This is a genomic window from Subtercola lobariae, assembly GCF_014640255.1.
Lineage (GTDB): Bacteria > Actinomycetota > Actinomycetes > Actinomycetales > Microbacteriaceae > Subtercola > Subtercola lobariae.
The window spans coordinates 214,267-229,905 of record NZ_BMGP01000005.1; the positions used below are offsets into that span (position 1 = coordinate 214,267).

A 15,639-nucleotide genomic window follows, 5' to 3' on the forward strand; every position below is an offset into this window, starting at 1 on the left:
TCTCTGATCCCCATCCATTGCAGACCTGGCACCGGGGAAGTGTGTCAGGGCAGAACGGCTGGGAGTCACAGACAACGAACTAGAAGAGCCCGGGAATCACCTCCTCCTCGGTGTCGGCGAACGCGGCCTCTTGTTCGGCCAGGTAGGTCTCCCAGGCCTGGGCATCCCAGATCTCGGCTCGGCTGCCCGCGCCGATGACCACGAGCTCGCGCTCGAGGCCGGCGTAGCTGCGAAGTGGTGCCGGCACTGTGACCCGGTGCTGGCTGTCGGGGTTCTCCGCACTCGCGCCAGACAAGAAAACGCGGAGATAGTCACGCGCCTGCTTGCTGGTCACGGGAGCTTGGCGGATCTTTTCGTGCAAAGACTCGAATTCTCGGGCCGAGAAGACGTAGATGCAGTGTTCTTGGCCGCGGGTCATGACCACACCGTTCGCGAGCTCATCGCGAAACTTCGCGGGGAGAATGATGCGCCCCTTGTCGTCGAGCTTGGGGGCATAGGTACCAAGAAACATGGTGCACTCCCCTCATTTCCGGCCAGACTGCGGGTGTTCCTCCACTTTACTCCACTTCACCCCACTTAACAATCATTTCCCTCCACTTCTGCCCCACTCCCTCCCCATGGATGCTCGGCGGGGCGTTTCGGGCACAAAAAAAGACCGGCCTTAAGGGCCGGTCGTGCGTCGCCGGAACGGCGAGCCAAAAGAAAAGACCGGCCCTTTAGGCCGGTCTTTCTTGAAACTCAGTTGCTGGTTACTCGTTCTTCTCGTCGCGGTTGTCCCAGCGATCATTGAGCCGATCCATCAGACCGGCCTTGTTTGCCGGCGACGAGCTTTTCGACCCGCCACGGGGCGCCCCGAACTTCGACGCGCGCAGCCTCGATGGCTTCAGTGCCAGCAAGACGCCGGTGAACATCACTGCGAAACCGAGTATTCCGATGATGGGTGCGTGCAGAACAACACCGGCGATCACCACAGCGAGACCGACGATGGCGACGAGCACACCCAGAACCAGCGAACCGTAATTCAATCGGCCCCTGCCACCACCGACCGCCGAGACGAAATCGGCATCGTTGTGGTAGAGACTGCGCTCCATCTCGTCGAGGAGCTTTTGCTCTTGCTCCGAAAGCGGCATCTTCTTCACCTCAGGCTCGGGATCATGTGCGCTCGGCCAACACCCGAACGAACGTTGGTCGTACCGCTAATCTTACTGCGCTGTTCACATGGTTGTGCTGGTCAAAACGTACTGCTGGTCAAATGGTACTGCTCACGTGAGTAGCTAGGCTAGGCGCGTGACAGAAAGTACACACCTGACGAAGCTCGTCGACTCGAACATCGCGAACTTCATCACAGAACGTGAACCCATTCTCGTCTCAATTGCGTCCGAATTGGCCACTTTCGCTGATTTCTCGCGGGATCTTCTCAGCGGGGGCAAGCGCTTTCGCGCGCAGTTCTGTTACTGGGGCTGGCGCAGCGTTTCAGACGCCGATTTCGCCGCTGACCGGGGCGCTTCAGAGCGTGCCGAAAACGAGTTCGCGGCTTTGGTCGAACTCTGCACGGGGCTCGAGTTCTTTCACGCCGCGGCGCTCGTGCACGACGACATCATCGACAAGTCAGACACTCGCAGAGGTCGCCCGGCGGCCCACCGCCGGTTCGAAGAACTGCACCGAGAGCGCGGATTCACGGGGCAAGCAAGCGATTTCGGCACGTCCAGCGCCATTCTGATGGGCGACCTGCTCTTGGCCTGGAGCGAAGAGCTGGTGGGGCAGGCGTTACACGAGCTCGGCGGCGGCGATGGAGTGGGGGCTGTCGAGGCTGCGGCGGCCCGGGCATCCACAGCCACCCGGCTGGAATTCAATCGCATGCGCACCGAAGTGACCGTGGGGCAGTACCTCGACATTCTCGAGGAGAACGCATGGCCGGTGCTCGCCGAGGGCGAACTGCTCAGCCGGGCCGAACGAGTGATCGTGTACAAGTCGGCAAAGTATAGCGTCGAGGCACCCCTCGTTTTGGGGGCACGACTTCACGGGGCGAAATCTGCTCAGATCGGCGCGTTGCGCGCGTTCGGCCTGCCACTCGGCATCGCCTTTCAGCTTCGGGATGATCTGCTCGGCGTTTTCGGCGACGCCGAACGCACAGGCAAGCCCTCGGGCGACGACCTTCGTGAGGGCAAGCGCACTGTTCTGATCGCCCTCACCCGGCAGACGCTCTCGTCGAGCTCGAAGCGCATCTTCGACGAGCTGCTCGGCGACCCAGATCTCGGGCCCGAACAGATCTCGATGCTGCAGGCCACCATCTCAGACAGCGGTGCGGCCGACCGGGTCGAAGAGCTCATTACTCAGCACGCCGAAGACGCGCTGCACGCCCTGGCAGCGTCGCCTCTCGCCGAGCCCGCCAAACTGCAACTCGCCGCCCTCGCCACCCGCATCACCCAACGCGACACCTGACTCAAGCAGGGCGATCACGAAAAGTCGCCTTCCCAGGCGAAGGTGAGCGACTTCTTGTGATCGTCGGCGCCTAGCCGAGGGCTTGGGCTACCCGGCGCACTTCGGCTTTGCGGCCTGCGAGCAGGGCGTCGATGGGCGCGGCGTCGAGCGAGTCTTCGCGTTCGAGCATCCACTGCATCATTTCGTCGTTGGTGAAACCGCTGTCGCCGAGAACGATGATGGTGCCACGCAGCTCGCCCAGCGGCAGATTGTCGACAATAAAGACCTCGGGTACCGAGAGAACGCCCTCACGGCGCACGGCGAGCAAAGCGCCGTCTTCGATCAGTTTTCGTACTTTGCTCGGGGTGATGCCCAGCCGTTCGGCCAGAGCGGGAACGGTCAACCAGGTTCTTGCTGTGTCACTCACAGCACAAGACTGCCATGTCTCGCGGCGCACGTCACACTCCCTTGATGTTTCGATTCGGTAGCGGTATTCACACACGTGGTGTCTATACAGGGTTCAGGGCGTGCGGCAATTTAGACTACGGGCGTGACCAGCGCGCCCACTGACCCGATGCTCGACCGTCTGATCGACGGTCGCTATCAGGTCGTGTCGCGCATTGCGCGCGGCGGAATGGCGACGGTCTACGTGGCGAACGATCTGCGGCTCGACCGCCGGGTGGCCATCAAGATCATGCACGGGCACCTCGCCGACGACGAAGCCTTTCGCGAACGGTTCGTGCAAGAGGCTCGCTCGGCGGCACGGCTGGCGCACCCCAACGTGGTGAGCGTGTTCGACCAGGGCCAAGACGACGAGATGGCCTTCATGGTCATGGAGTATCTGCCCGGCATGACGCTGCGCGACCTGCTCAAAGACTACGGCCGGCTCACCACCGAGCAGACGCTCGACATCATGGAGGCGGTGCTCGGCGGTCTCGCCGCTGCGCACAAGGCCGGCATCGTGCACCGCGATGTGAAACCCGAGAACGTGCTGCTGGCCGACGACGGGCGCATCAAGATCGGCGACTTCGGGCTGGCGCGTGCGGCGTCAGCGAACACGGCGACGGGGCAGGCGCTGCTCGGCACCATTGCGTACCTCTCCCCCGAACTGCTGACGCGCGGCGTAGCGGATGCCCGGAGCGACATATACGCGTCGGGAATCATGATGTATGAGATGCTCGTCGGCGAGCAGCCGTACAAGGGCGAGCAGCCGATGCAGATCGCTTTTCAGCACGCGAACGATACGGTGCCGGCGCCGAGCTTCGCTCATCCGTCGGTTCCGCCGGAGGTCGACGCGATCGTCATCTGGGCTACGTCGCGCAACCCTGACGATCGGCCGCATGACGCTCGAGTCATGCTCGATGTTCTGTTGGAGGCCGAGACGACGGCCACGGCATCCATTGCCGCAACGGCTGCGATGCTGCGCACCTCGGTGCTGCCGCCGCTCGGTGCGGCAGGTCGGCCCGGCGGGTTTGCGGGCGACCCGGCGGCTGCGGCGTATGACACCGCGTACGGTGAGGTCGAGACGGAGGTTCTTCGGGGCGCTCGAGTCGCTGCCGCCCCGGCGAAAGCTTCCGCGGCGGTTGCTGCGCCTCTCGTTTCGCCTGGTGTTCTCGACGAGACGACGGCCCACGCCTCGGTGATGCCCCCGCCCGTCAAGCCGTCTGCCCGGCCGCGTGACCCGGTAAATGCTCTCGCCGATCGCACCAAGCGGCGGCGCAAACGCGGCTGGTGGATTCTGGCGCTCGTTCTGGTGCTCGTCGCGGCCGGCGGTGGCGCGGGGTGGTACTTCAGCGCCGGGCCGGGCGGGCAGGTCACTGTGCCGACGGTTGCGGTCGGGTCGGCGCCGGCGGATGCTGTCGTCGCCGTCACTGCGCTCGGGTTGACGACGACCGACGCCACCGCGAACTCGCCGACCGTGCCCGTGGGCGCTGTCATCGGTACCGATCCGTCTGGCGGGTCTTCGGTGCTCAATGGGTCGTCTGTTGCCATCATCACGTCGATCGGGCCGGCGCAGTTGCCGGTACCGCCGCTCGTCGGGCTTTCTGAAGCGGCGGCGACACAAGCCGCGACTGACGCCCACTTCACGGTCGCGACTCCGTCGCAGACCCAGTTCTCGTCATCGGTCGACAAGGGCAACGTGATCGCGGCGCTCGGCACCGACGGCAACCCGTTGGGGCCGACCTACGCCGACCAGCAGCCGGTGACATTCGTGGTGTCGCTCGGAGGCATTCCGGCCGTCGATGGAATGTCGGCCGACGCGGCGAATGCGGCGCTGGTCGCGGTGGGGCTGGTCTCCACTGTCGGCTCGACCGACTACAACGACACGGTCGCCGCCGGAGCGGTCATCTCGCACGAGGTGCCGGCCGACCCGGTGCACACCGGCGCGACCATCACCCTGCACGTGTCGAACGGGCCCGAGCCGACCGTTCCCGACGTGACGGGTCAATCGTGGAGCAAAGCGAAGGCGGCCTTGCAGGCCGCAGGCTTCACGCTCGCCTACAACCAGCTCGCCGACCTCGCGCCCGACGCCTTCAGCGTTCGCGCGACCGACCCCGTGGCTGGCACACGCCAGCCCGGCGGCACCAAAGTCACCGTCAGCTTCTCGGGCTTCTAGCCCTCACCCTTCTCGACCCACGTTCTCGACATAACCTCGCTCAGGGCATCCACTCGCAGCCTCGGCGACCGCCGGGGTTGCGCAAAAGCACCTCGAACCGTGCGGTGAGGTGCTTTCGCGCAACGTATGCGTTACGCCGAGATCGGGATGCCGCGGCGCGTGCTACATGGACGGCTAGAGGCGCGCGTTGCGGAGTTCTTCGGCGACCAGAAAGGCGAGCTCGAGCGACTGCATGTGGTTCAGGCGCGGGTCGCAGAGCGACTCGTAGCGGGTCTCGAGGGTGTGCTCGTCGATGTGCTCCGAGCCGCCGAGGCACTCAGTGACGTCGTCGCCGGTGAGCTCAACGTGAATGCCGCCCGGGTGGGTGCCCACCGCGCGGTGTGCCTCGAAGAAGCCCTTGACCTCGTCGACCACGTCGTCGAAACGACGGGTCTTGTAGCCGTTCGGGGTGGTGAGTCCGTTGCCATGCATGGGGTCGGTGACCCACAGGGGCGTTGCGTCGGAGTCTTGGATGGCTTCGAGCAGCGGCGGCAGGGCATCCCGAACCTTGCCGGCACCCATGCGCGTGATGAACGTCAGACGGCCGGGCTCGCGGTTGGGGTCGAGCTTGTCGATGAGGCGCAACATGTCGTCGGGCGTCGTCGAGGGGCCGAGCTTCACGCCGATGGGGTTGCGCACGCGCGACAAGAAGTCGACGTGAGCGCCGTCGAGGTCACGAGTACGCTCGCCGATCCACTGGAAGTGGCTCGACGTGTTGTACGGCGTGCCCGTGCGCGAGTCGATGCGGGTCATGGGGCGCTCGTAGTCGAACAGCAGCGCTTCGTGCGCGGTGTAGAACTCGGTGCGCTTCAGCGCCTCGAAGTCTGCGCCACAGGCGATCATGAAACGAATGGCGCGGTCGATCTCGCGGGCGAGGTCTTCGTAGCGCGCGTTGGCCGGGTTCGAGGTGAAACCCTTGTTCCACTGGTGAACTTCGCGGAGGTCGGCGAAGCCGCCCTGCGTGAACGCGCGGATCAGGTTCAGCGTCGAGGCCGAGGTGTGGTACCCGGCGACCAGGCGCGCGGGGTCTGCCGCACGCGATTCGGGCGTGAAGTCGTAACCGTTCACGATGTCACCGCGGTAGGCGGGCAGCGTGACGCCGTTACGCGTTTCGGTGTCGCTCGAGCGTGGCTTCGCAAACTGCCCGGCCATGCGGCCCATCTTGATGACGGGCATCGACGCGCCGTAGGTCAGCACCACAGCCATCTGCAGCACCGTCTTGATGCGGTTGCGAATCTGGTCGGCGGTGGCGCCGGCGTAGGTTTCGGCGCAGTCACCGCCCTGCAGCAGAAAGGCCTGACCCGAAGCAGCCTGCGCTAGGCGATCACGCAACGTGTCGACCTCGCCGGCGAAGACCAGCGGCGGCAAGACAGAAAGCTGTGCTGAGGCCGCCTCGACCGCGCCGCGGTCGGGCCACTGAGGCTGCTGCTTAGCCTCAAGAGTGCGCCAATAGTCCAGACCGTCAATCACAGAAGGCTCCGCCTCAATGACACGTTCGGTTAGATCTATCACAGCAACACTTTTTCTTAGGATCGATTGTTTGATGGGTGGTTTGTGGTTCGAGCAGCGTTCAACGCCTGGGCCTTGACGCGTGCATCCGGTGCGAACCGAATCAGCGTGCGACCTTCGCGCGCTTCTCTTTTACCGAAGTCGCATAGACGTCGGAGTATTCCTGCCCGCTGATGCGGTGCAGTTCGTACATGATCTCATCGGTGATCGAACGCAGCACGTATCGGTCAGATTCCATGCCTTCGAACCTAGAGAAATCTAGCGGCTCGCCGAAGACGATGCCAACCCGGCGAATTCTGATGGGCTGGCCCACACTCATCACCTTTTCGGTGTCGATCATGGCGACCGGGATGATCGGCACGCCGGCCTCGAGCGCCATTCTCGCGATTCCCGTGCGCCCTCGGTACATTTTGGCGTCGGGGCTGCGGGTTCCCTCGGGGTAGATGCCAAGCAGGTCGCCCTTACCGAGAACCTCGAGCCCGGTATTCAGCGACGCCTCTGACGCCTTGCCGCCCGAGCGGTCGATGGGCAACTGACCGGTGGCGTTGAAGAAGAGGCGTACGAGAGCGCCTTTGATGCCTTTGCCGGTGAAGTATTCGCTCTTCGCCAAGAATGCGATGCGGCGGTTCATCATGAGAGGCAGAAAAACCGAGTCGGCGAACGAGAGGTGATTGCTGGCCAGAATGGCCCCACCGGTTTTCGGAATGTTTTCGGCGCCACGAACCCACGGCCGAAACAGGGTCTTTACAATCGGCCCCGCGACCAGGTACTTCATGAACCAATAAAACATCGTCGTCTTTCTACAGTCTTTCGATTGTAGTGGCGCCGGGAGGGTGCCGTTGCGCCAGGCGGGTGCCGTCGCGCCGGGCGGGTGCTGTTGCGCCGGGCGGGTCAGATCGATTCGGCGTAAATGCGCGCCAGATCAGCGGCACCCACCACACCAGCATCGTTCACGAGCTCGGCGATGCGAAACTCAGGCTCGGGGTGAAAGCCGCGGGCCGGCAGCACGTCGAGGTAGGCCGCCCGAATCGGGTCGAGCAGCAGGTCGCCGGCCTGCGCGACTCCCCCGCCGATGACGAAGAGTTGCGGGTCGAGCACGGCGCCGAGACTCGCCGAGGCCTGACCGAGCCAGTGCCCGAGGGTGCGCAGCGCCAGAAGGGCGCCAGGGTCGCCGGCCTGGATGAGGTCGCTGACGTCGAGTCCACTCAGCGTGCCCACGCGGGCCCGAACCTCGGCGAGGCCGATACCGATTCCGCCTGCATCGGCAAGCTCGTTCGCTGTTCGGAGCAGGGCGCGACCGGAGCCGTACTGCTCGATGCATCCTCTCGCCCCGCAGCCGCACGGCAGGCCGTCGGGTACGACTCGCATGTGGCCGAGCTCGGCCGCGGCGCCGAAGCCGCCTCGAAAGAGCTTGTCGCCCGAGACGATGGCGCCGCCGACGCCCGTGCCGATGGTCAAGATGACCATGTCGCTCACGAGACGACCGGCGCCGAATCTGAACTCGGCCCAGCCTGCGGCGTTCGCGTCGTTCTCGATGATGATGTGCTTGCCGAGGCGCCGCTCGAGCTTCTCGCGAAAGGGTTCGTTACGCCAGTTGATGTTGGGCGCGTAATACACGATCGACTGCGACGCGTCGATGAACCCTGCTGCGGCGACGCCCACCGCGGTGACGTCGGTGCCTTCAGAGAGTCGTTCGACCATCGCCACAACGGCGTCTTCGATGAGCTGCGGATTGCTGGCGGTGGTCGGCTGACGATCTGCGCGAAGAATATTGCCCAGCTCATCAACGAGCGCGCCCGCGATTTTGGTTCCGCCAATGTCTATTCCGATGGCATGCACAATTCATCATCTCTCACCGCGCCCGCCGCGTCGAATTCGGTTCAGGATGCCCGTGCAGCCGTACCCCGTCAGACCCCCCGAGTAGACTGAGGGCTGCTTTTCGAATTGAAGGAGTTGCCGTGGATGAGTTCGTCACCCCTGCCGTTGTAGAGGCTGATCCCGAGGCAAACGCGACCGATCTGCTCATCAAACGGGTCGCTTTGACACCCAACGAGCCGCTCTTCGCCCTGCCCTCTGGCGGCGGCTGGAACGACGTGAGCGCTGCCGAGTTTCTCGCCGAGGTGCGGGCGCTGGCCAAGGGATTCATTGCCGCAGGCATCGAGCCCGGCGACAAGATCGGTCTGATGTGCCGCACCCGCTACGAGTGGACCCTGATCGACTTCGCCACCTGGTTCGCGGGCGCCGTGCTCGTGCCGGTCTACGAGACCTCCTCTCCTTCACAGGTGCAGTGGGCGCTCAGCGATTCACAGGCCACCGCGGTCCTTCTCGAGACCCCCGACCACTTCGCCCGGTTCGACGAGGCGCACCCCGACCTGCCCCTCATTACGAAGGTCTGGCAGATCGAAAACGGCGACCTCAACAAGCTGGTCGCGGCCGGTGTCGCTGTCTCCGACGAAGAGGTCGAGCGTCGTCGTTCGCTCGCCAAGGGTTCAGACCTCGCGACGCTGATCTACACGTCGGGCACCATGGGCCGGCCGAAGGGCTGCATTCTCACGCACTCGAACTTCGTGGAGCTCTCGCGCAATGCCGCTGTGAAACTCGCCGATGTCGTGCACCCGGGCGCATCCACTCTGCTGTTCATTACGACCGCGCACGTTTTCGCTCGGTTCATTGCGATCATCTGCGTGCACGCTGGTGTCAAGGTGGGGCACCAGGCCGACACGAAGCAACTCCTGCCGGCGCTCGGCTCGTTTCGGCCGACGTTCTTGCTCGCCGTGCCGCGCGTGTTCGAAAAGGTCTACAACTCGTCGGAGCAAAAGGCCGAGGGCGATGGGCGCGGCAAGATCTTCCGGGCCGCCGCCGATGTGGCGATCGCGCACTCCGAGGCTCTGGATGCCGGGCACGTACCTCTGGGCCTGAAGCTGAAATTCGCGCTGTACGACAGGCTCGTGTACTCGAAGCTGAGGGCCGCTCTCGGTGGGCGCACAAAGTATGCCGTTTCTGGATCAGCTCCGCTCGGCCACCGCCTCGGTCACTTCTACCGCAGCCTCGGCATCACCATTCTCGAAGGGTACGGCCTCACCGAGACCACCGCCCCCGCGACCGTGAACCTGGTCGGGCAATTCAAGATCGACACCGTCGGTCCGCCGTTGCCGGGAGTGGGCATCCGTATCGCCGAAGACGGCGAGATTCAGGTCTCGGGCATTAACGTTTTCGCCGGCTACTGGAACAACGAGAAGGCCACCGCTGAGGCGATGGACGGCGAGTGGTTCAAGACCGGCGACCTCGGTTCACTCGACGCCGACGGGTTCTTGACCATCACCGGGCGCAAGAAAGAGATCATCGTGACGGCCGGCGGCAAGAACGTGGCGCCCGCCGTACTCGAAGACCCGATTCGCGCGAACCCGCTGGTGGGGCAGATCGTGGTCGTCGGCGACCAGAAGCCGTTCATTTCGGCGCTCGTCACGCTCGACACCGAGATGCTGCCGGTATGGCTGGCGAACAACGGCGAGAAGGCTGATCTCACCCTCGAAGAGGCGTCGCAGAATCCGGCGGTGCTGGCCGAGATTCAGAAGGCGGTGGATGCCGCGAACAAGCTCGTCTCGCGCGCTGAGTCGATTCGCAAGTTCGTGGTGCTGCCGGTCGACCTGACCGAGGAATCGGGCCATCTGACGCCGAAGCTCACCATCAAGCGCGGCGTCATCGTGCGCCACTACGCCGACACCATCGAGCGCATGTACACCTCGGCGCCCGCGACCGAGGCCATCTCGCTGCAGCACTAGCGCGGCAGCCGGCCCGCGGGCCTCGCGTCTCGGGCCGCGCGTCCGCGGGCCTCGCGCTCCGGTCGCGCCCGCGCGCGTTTGACGCAAAAGCGCCCTATGGCGGGTCTTAGCGCGCTTTTGGGTCAAACCGATGGTTTCGTTCGACGAGCCGACAACGGGCTAAAACCAGTCCGACTCTCTGACTTGCGCGCTGAAGCTAGAGGGATTGCGCAGCAATCCGGCGACGCCAGCGCCGAGCGAGCTGTGCTCGATCGGGAACGCTAGAACCACTCCGACTCTCTGACTTGGCGCATCGCCTCACGGCGGGTGTCTTTCTCGAGGCGGTCGAGGTAGAGCAGGCCGTCGAGGTGGTCGACTTCGTGCTGCAAGGCCTGCGCGAGTACGCCGGTGCCCGAAACTTCTACCTCGTTGCCGTCAAGATCGAGGCCGACGGCACGCGCGAACGGGTACCGCTTCGTCTTGAACCAGAGCAGCGGAACCGAGAGGCAGCCCTCGTCGATGAACTCGGGCTCGCCTGAGAGCTCGACGATGCGCGGATTCAGCAGGTAGCCGAGCTCGCCGTCGACGTTGTAGCTGAAGGCGCGCAGGTTCACTCCGATTTGGGATGCGGCCACGCCCGCGCGGCCCGGTACCTGCACCGTCTCGAGCAGGTCGTCGACCAGCCCGCGAACACGGTCGTCGATGACGCCGATCTCGTCTGAAACGGTTTTCAACACGGGGTCGCCGAATATGCGAATCTCGCGCACTGTCATTGTGGAGTTCTCCTGAAGCGTGGGGCGTCAGTCGACGTTACCAGCCGCCAGCGGCTGCGCCCTCCGCCGCCGTACCGCCGTTCCGCCGAGGTGTGTCGTTGTGGTGAGCCCGTTATGTCGAGTTGAGGCCGCTATGACGGGCTCGATTCGACGTAGCAGGCTCACCTGCGCCGCATTGCGTTCAGGTGGGGTCGACCACCACGAGCAGGTCGCCCGCCTCGACCTGCTGCGTCTTGGGGATGGCGAGGCGCCGAACGGTGCCGGCCACCGGTGAGGTGATGGCGGCCTCCATCTTCATGGCCTCGATGGTGGCCACCGCGTCTCCGGCCGCAACGACCGTGCCCTCGTCGACCTTGAGGGTCACCACACCAGAGAACGGCGCGGCCACCTGCCCGGGGCGCGAGGTGTCGGCCTTCTCGGCCTGAGTGATCGTGACCTTGACACTGGTGTCGCGCACCGAAACGGGCCGCAGCTGCCCGTTCAGAATGGTCATGACGTTACGCATGCCCTTCTCGTCGACGTCGCCGATGGCTTCGAGCCCTACGAACAGCTGCACACCCGGCGAAAGCTCGACCACGTGCTCGTCGCCCTGCTCGAGACCGTAGAGGTAGTCGACGGTGTCGACCGAGGTGAGGTCGCCGTACGTCTCGCGCACCTGCTCGAACTGAGCGGTCGGGCCAGGGAAGAGCAGACGGTTGAGCGTGTTGCGGCGCTCGGTCGACGAGCCGAGCAGCAGCGCCTGATCGGCTTCACTCACTTCGGTGACACCGATGTTGACCGTCTTGCCCTCGAGCACCTTCGTGCGGAACGGCTCAGGCCAGCCGCCAGGCAGGTCGCCCAACTCCCCCGCCATGAAGCCGATCACCGAATCGGGAATGTCATAGTTCTGCGGGTTCTCGGCGAAGTCGGCCGGGTCAGCGCCCACCGCGGCGAGGTGCAGGGCGAGGTCGCCCACCACCTTCGACGACGGCGTGACCTTGGGAATGCGGCCGAGAATCTGGTTCGCGGCGGCGTAGAGGTCTTCGATCTTCTCGAAGTGGTCGGCGAGGCCGAGCGCGATGGCCTGCTGGCGCAGGTTCGAGAGCTGTCCGCCCGGAATCTCGTGCTTGTAGACACGACCGGTGGGGCCAGGCAGCCCCGACTCGAAGGGGTGGTAGACCTCGCGCACGGCTTCCCAGTACGGCTCGAGGTCTGAGACTGCCTGCAGCGAGAGACCCGTGTCGCGCTCGGTGTGTGCGAGCGCAGCGACGAGAGCGGATGCCGACGGCTGGCTGGTGGTTCCGGCCATCGGGGCACTCGCCACATCCACTGCATCTGCACCAGCTGCACTGGCGGCGAGCAGCGTGGCGAGTTGGCCACCGGCGGTGTCGTGGGTGTGCACGTGAACCGGCACTCCGAAGTTCTGTCGGAATGCCGTGACGAGCTTTTCGGCCGCAAACGGGCGCAGCAGCCCGGCCATGTCTTTGATCGCCAGGATGTGTGCACCCGACGACACGATGTCTTCGGCGAGCCGCAGGTAGTAGTCGAGCGTGTAGAGGTCCTCTGCGGGGTCGAGCAGGTCACCGGTGTAGCAGACCGCCACCTCGGCGATGGTGGTGCCAGTGGCGAGCACCGATTCGATGGCCGGGCGCATCTGGTTGACATCGTTCAGCGCGTCGAAGATGCGGAAGATATCGATACCGGTCGCGGCAGCTTCGTGCACGAACGCATCGGTGACCTCGGTGGGGTACGGCGTGTAGCCGACAGTGTTACGGCCGCGCAGCAACATCTGAATCGCCACGTTCGGCAGCGCCTCGCGCAGGGCCGCCAGGCGCTCCCAGGGGTCTTCGCCGAGGAAGCGCAGCGCCACGTCGTACGTCGCTCCGCCCCATGCTTCGACCGAGAAGAGTTGCGGCGTCATACGAGCAACGTAGGGCGCGACGGCCACGAGGTCTCGCGTGCGAACTCTGGTGGCGAGAAGCGACTGGTGGGCATCCCGCATCGTGGTCTCGGTCACGGCGAGGGCGGTCTGCGCGCGCAAGTCTGCAGCGAAGGCGGTCGGGCCGAGTTCGAGCAGCTTCTGCCGGGTGCCGGCCGGAGCGGGCGTCGACAGATCGATCGAGGGCAGCTTTGCGCTCGGGCTGAGTGAACCCGGGCGTTTGCCGTTCGGCTGGTTCACCGTCACGTCGGCGAGCCAGTTCATGATCTTAGTTCCGCGGTCTTTCGACACGTGCGTGGCGAACAGTTGCGGGCGCTCCTCGATGAACGAGGTGCTGAGGTCGCCTGCCGCGAACGCCGGGTCGTCAAGCACGGCTTGCAAGAACGGGATGTTCGTGGAGACGCCGCGAATACGAAACTCGGCCAGCGCCCGCTTCGACCGACGCACGGCAGTGGCGAAATCGCGGCCGCGGCAGGTGAGTTTGACGAGCATCGAGTCGAAGTGCGGGCTGATCTGGGCACCGGATGCCACGGTTCCCCCGTCGAGGCGAATACCCGAGCCACCCGGCGAACGGTACGTGGTGATCTTTCCCGTGTCGGGGCGGAACCCGGCGTTCGGGTCTTCGGTCGTGATGCGGCACTGCAGGGCGGCACCGCGCAGCACGATGGTGTCTTGCGACAGCCCGAGCTCTGCGAGCGACGACCCCGAGGCGATCAGCATCTGCGACTGAACGAGGTCGACGTCGGTGACCTCTTCTGTCACCGTGTGCTCGACCTGAATGCGCGGGTTCATCTCGATGAAGACGTGCTCGTTCTTGTGCACACCCACGGTGTCGACCAAGAACTCGACGGTGCCGGCGTTGACATAGCCGATCGATTTGGCGAACTTGATGGCATCGGCATGCAGGGCATCCCGCAGCTCGTCGCTGATGTTCGGCGCCGGTGCGATCTCGATGACCTTCTGGTTGCGGCGCTGCACCGAGCAGTCGCGCTCGAACAGGTGCAGCGTGGTGCCGTGGGCGTCAGCGAGAATCTGAACCTCGATGTGCCGGGGGCGAAGCACGGCCTGCTCTAAGAACATGGTCGGGTCGCCGAACGCGCTGTCTGCTTCGCGCATGGCGGCTTCGAGCGCGCCGCGCAGCTCTTCTGGCGTCTCGACGCGGCGCATACCGCGGCCGCCGCCGCCTGCAACGGCCTTGGCGAAGATGGGGAAGCCGATCTCGTCGGCGCCCGCGATGAGCGCTTCGATGTCGGTGGTCGCCGGAGTCGACCGCAACACGGGCACTCCTGCGGCGATGGCGTGCTCTTTCGCGGTGACCTTGTTACCGGCCATCTCGAGCACGTGCTGCCCGGGGCCGATGAAGGTGATGCCGTTGTCGGCCGCGGCCTTCGCCAGCTCGGGGTTCTCGCTCAAGAAGCCGTAGCCCGGGTAGATGGCGTCGGCGCCGCTCTCTCTGGCGACGCGAATGATCTCGCTCACGTCGAGGTAGGCGCGCACCGGATGCCCGATCTCACCGATCTGGTAGGCCTCGTCTGCCTTGAGGCGGTGCATCGAGTTGCGGTCTTCGTACGGAAACACGGCAACCGTCTTCGCGCCGAGCTCGAAGGCTGCCCGAAAGGCGCGGATGGCAATTTCTCCGCGGTTTGCTACCAGAATCTTCTTGAACATGGAGTCCTTCTGATGGTCGTGCGGCATCGATGCGGCATACAGGCGACAGTTAGGTTCTCTCAGCCTAGTGAAGGTAACGTAGACGATTGTGCATGTACTCAGCGTTAGCTCACTTAAGGGCGGTGTCGGTAAGACGACCGTGACCCTCGGTTTGGCTTCGGCAGCCTTCGCGAAGGGGCAACGCACGCTTGTCGTCGACCTCGACCCCCAGTCTGACGTGTCGACCGGAATGGATATCAACGTCGCCGGCCACCTCAACGTGGCCGATGTTCTGGCGTCGCCGAAGGAGAAGATCGTGCGTGCCGCGATCGCTCCCTCTGGCTGGACCAAAGACCGCGGCGGCACAATCGACGTGCTCATCGGGTCGCCGTCGGCGTTGAACTTCGACGGGCCGCACCCCTCCATTCGCGACATCTGGAAGCTTGAAGAAGCCTTGGCCACTGTCGAGAGCGACTACGACCTGGTCTTGATCGACTGCGCGCCCTCGCTCAATGCGCTGACCCGCACGGCATGGGCCGCAAGCGACCGCGTCGCCGTGGTAACCGAGCCGGGGCTGTTCTCGGTGGCTGCCGCCGACCGCGCACTGCGGGCCATCGAAGAGATTCGCCGGGGGCTTTCGCCTCGGCTTCAGCCGCTCGGAATCATCGTGAACCGCGTTCGTTCGCAGTCGCTCGAGCACCAGTTTCGTATCAAAGAGCTGCGCGACATGTTCGGCCCGCTGGTGCTCTCGCCTCAGCTGCCCGAGCGCACATCGCTCCAGCAGGCGCAGGGAGCGGCCAAGCCGCTGCACGTCTGGCCGGGCGAGGGCGCGCAGGAGATGGCGCGCAACTTCGACCTGCTGCTCGAACGCGTGATGCGCACCGGCCGTCTCGGCGACTACGCCGAATCGGGCGCTAAAGCCACTTCCTGAAGCCCTTTCCGGGCGACCCGCGC

The 15,639-nt window shown here is 64.8% G+C and carries 12 protein-coding genes; 4 read left to right on the plus strand and 8 right to left on the minus strand.

The features are described 5' to 3' along the window. Nucleotides 1-79: 79 nt before the first annotated feature. Nucleotides 80-511 carry a division/cell wall cluster transcriptional repressor MraZ gene (gene mraZ, locus IEX24_RS14160; protein ID WP_188679268.1) on the minus strand — a complete coding sequence of 144 codons (432 nt, stop codon included), beginning with the start codon at nucleotides 509-511 and terminating at the stop codon, nucleotides 80-82. 238 nt (nucleotides 512-749) lie between these two features. Continuing rightward, complete coding sequence (locus IEX24_RS14165; RefSeq protein ID WP_188679270.1) at nucleotides 750-1,130, minus strand: SCO2097 family morphological protein; 381 nt, start codon at nucleotides 1,128-1,130, stop codon at nucleotides 750-752. 157 nt (nucleotides 1,131-1,287) lie between these two features. Between IEX24_RS14165 and IEX24_RS14170 the strand changes: the two genes are divergently transcribed. Beyond that, nucleotides 1,288-2,442, plus strand: coding sequence for a polyprenyl synthetase family protein (locus IEX24_RS14170; protein ID WP_188679272.1), 1,155 nt, complete (start codon nucleotides 1,288-1,290; stop codon nucleotides 2,440-2,442). A 70-nt stretch (nucleotides 2,443-2,512) separates the two neighbouring features. Here IEX24_RS14170 and IEX24_RS14175 read toward each other — a convergent pair whose 3' ends face one another. After that, entirely contained in the window at nucleotides 2,513-2,848 is a 336-nt protein-coding gene (locus IEX24_RS14175) for an Rv2175c family DNA-binding protein (protein ID WP_188679274.1), read from the minus strand. A gap of 123 nt (nucleotides 2,849-2,971) precedes the next feature. Between IEX24_RS14175 and pknB the strand changes: the two genes are divergently transcribed. Beyond that, nucleotides 2,972-5,038, plus strand: a complete 2,067-nt coding sequence (pknB, locus tag IEX24_RS14180; protein ID WP_372435728.1) for a Stk1 family PASTA domain-containing Ser/Thr kinase — start codon at nucleotides 2,972-2,974, stop codon at nucleotides 5,036-5,038. 174 nt (nucleotides 5,039-5,212) lie between these two features. Here pknB and IEX24_RS14185 read toward each other — a convergent pair whose 3' ends face one another. From IEX24_RS14185 to IEX24_RS14195, 3 genes are all read right to left on the minus strand, one after another. Continuing rightward, the gene (locus IEX24_RS14185; protein ID WP_188679276.1) at nucleotides 5,213-6,547 is read right to left on the minus strand and encodes a class II 3-deoxy-7-phosphoheptulonate synthase; all 1,335 of its coding nucleotides are present in this window, start codon (nucleotides 6,545-6,547) and stop codon (nucleotides 5,213-5,215) included. 142 nt (nucleotides 6,548-6,689) lie between these two features. Then, the gene (locus IEX24_RS14190; protein WP_188679278.1) at nucleotides 6,690-7,376 is read right to left on the minus strand and encodes a lysophospholipid acyltransferase family protein; all 687 of its coding nucleotides are present in this window, start codon (nucleotides 7,374-7,376) and stop codon (nucleotides 6,690-6,692) included. Between the two features lie 101 nt (nucleotides 7,377-7,477). Further along, nucleotides 7,478-8,425, minus strand: coding sequence for an ROK family glucokinase (locus IEX24_RS14195; RefSeq protein ID WP_188679285.1), 948 nt, complete (start codon nucleotides 8,423-8,425; stop codon nucleotides 7,478-7,480). A 119-nt stretch (nucleotides 8,426-8,544) separates the two neighbouring features. Here IEX24_RS14195 and IEX24_RS14200 point away from each other — a divergent pair, with 119 nt between their 5' ends. Further along, entirely contained in the window at nucleotides 8,545-10,368 is a 1,824-nt protein-coding gene (locus IEX24_RS14200; protein WP_188679287.1) for an AMP-dependent synthetase/ligase, read from the plus strand. 260 nt (nucleotides 10,369-10,628) lie between these two features. Here IEX24_RS14200 and def read toward each other — a convergent pair whose 3' ends face one another. Both def and IEX24_RS14210 read right to left on the minus strand, forming a co-directional pair. After that, on the minus strand, nucleotides 10,629-11,120 hold the full coding sequence (def, locus tag IEX24_RS14205) for a peptide deformylase (RefSeq protein ID WP_188679289.1): 492 nt from the start codon (nucleotides 11,118-11,120) through the stop codon (nucleotides 10,629-10,631). 181 nt (nucleotides 11,121-11,301) lie between these two features. Then, a complete protein-coding gene (locus tag IEX24_RS14210; protein WP_188679291.1) occupies nucleotides 11,302-14,706 on the minus strand; it encodes a pyruvate carboxylase in 3,405 nt (1,134 codons plus the stop codon). Between the two features lie 88 nt (nucleotides 14,707-14,794). Here IEX24_RS14210 and IEX24_RS14215 point away from each other — a divergent pair, with 88 nt between their 5' ends. Further along, nucleotides 14,795-15,616 (plus strand): ParA family protein, encoded by an 822-nt coding sequence (locus IEX24_RS14215; RefSeq protein WP_188679293.1) that lies wholly within the window; start codon nucleotides 14,795-14,797, stop codon nucleotides 15,614-15,616. Nucleotides 15,617-15,639: the final 23 nt, after the last annotated feature.

Coding starts and splice junctions, on each gene's coding strand:
- IEX24_RS14210 (WP_188679291.1), bottom strand. CDS start 14,706: ATGTTCAAGAAGATTCTGGTAGCAAACCGCGGAGAAATTGCCATCCGC.
- mraZ (WP_188679268.1), bottom strand. CDS start 511: ATGTTTCTTGGTACCTATGCCCCCAAGCTCGACGACAAGGGGCGCATC.
- IEX24_RS14165 (WP_188679270.1), bottom strand. CDS start 1,130: ATGCCGCTTTCGGAGCAAGAGCAAAAGCTCCTCGACGAGATGGAGCGC.
- IEX24_RS14190 (WP_188679278.1), bottom strand. CDS start 7,376: ATGTTTTATTGGTTCATGAAGTACCTGGTCGCGGGGCCGATTGTAAAG.
- def (WP_188679289.1), bottom strand. CDS start 11,120: ATGACAGTGCGCGAGATTCGCATATTCGGCGACCCCGTGTTGAAAACC.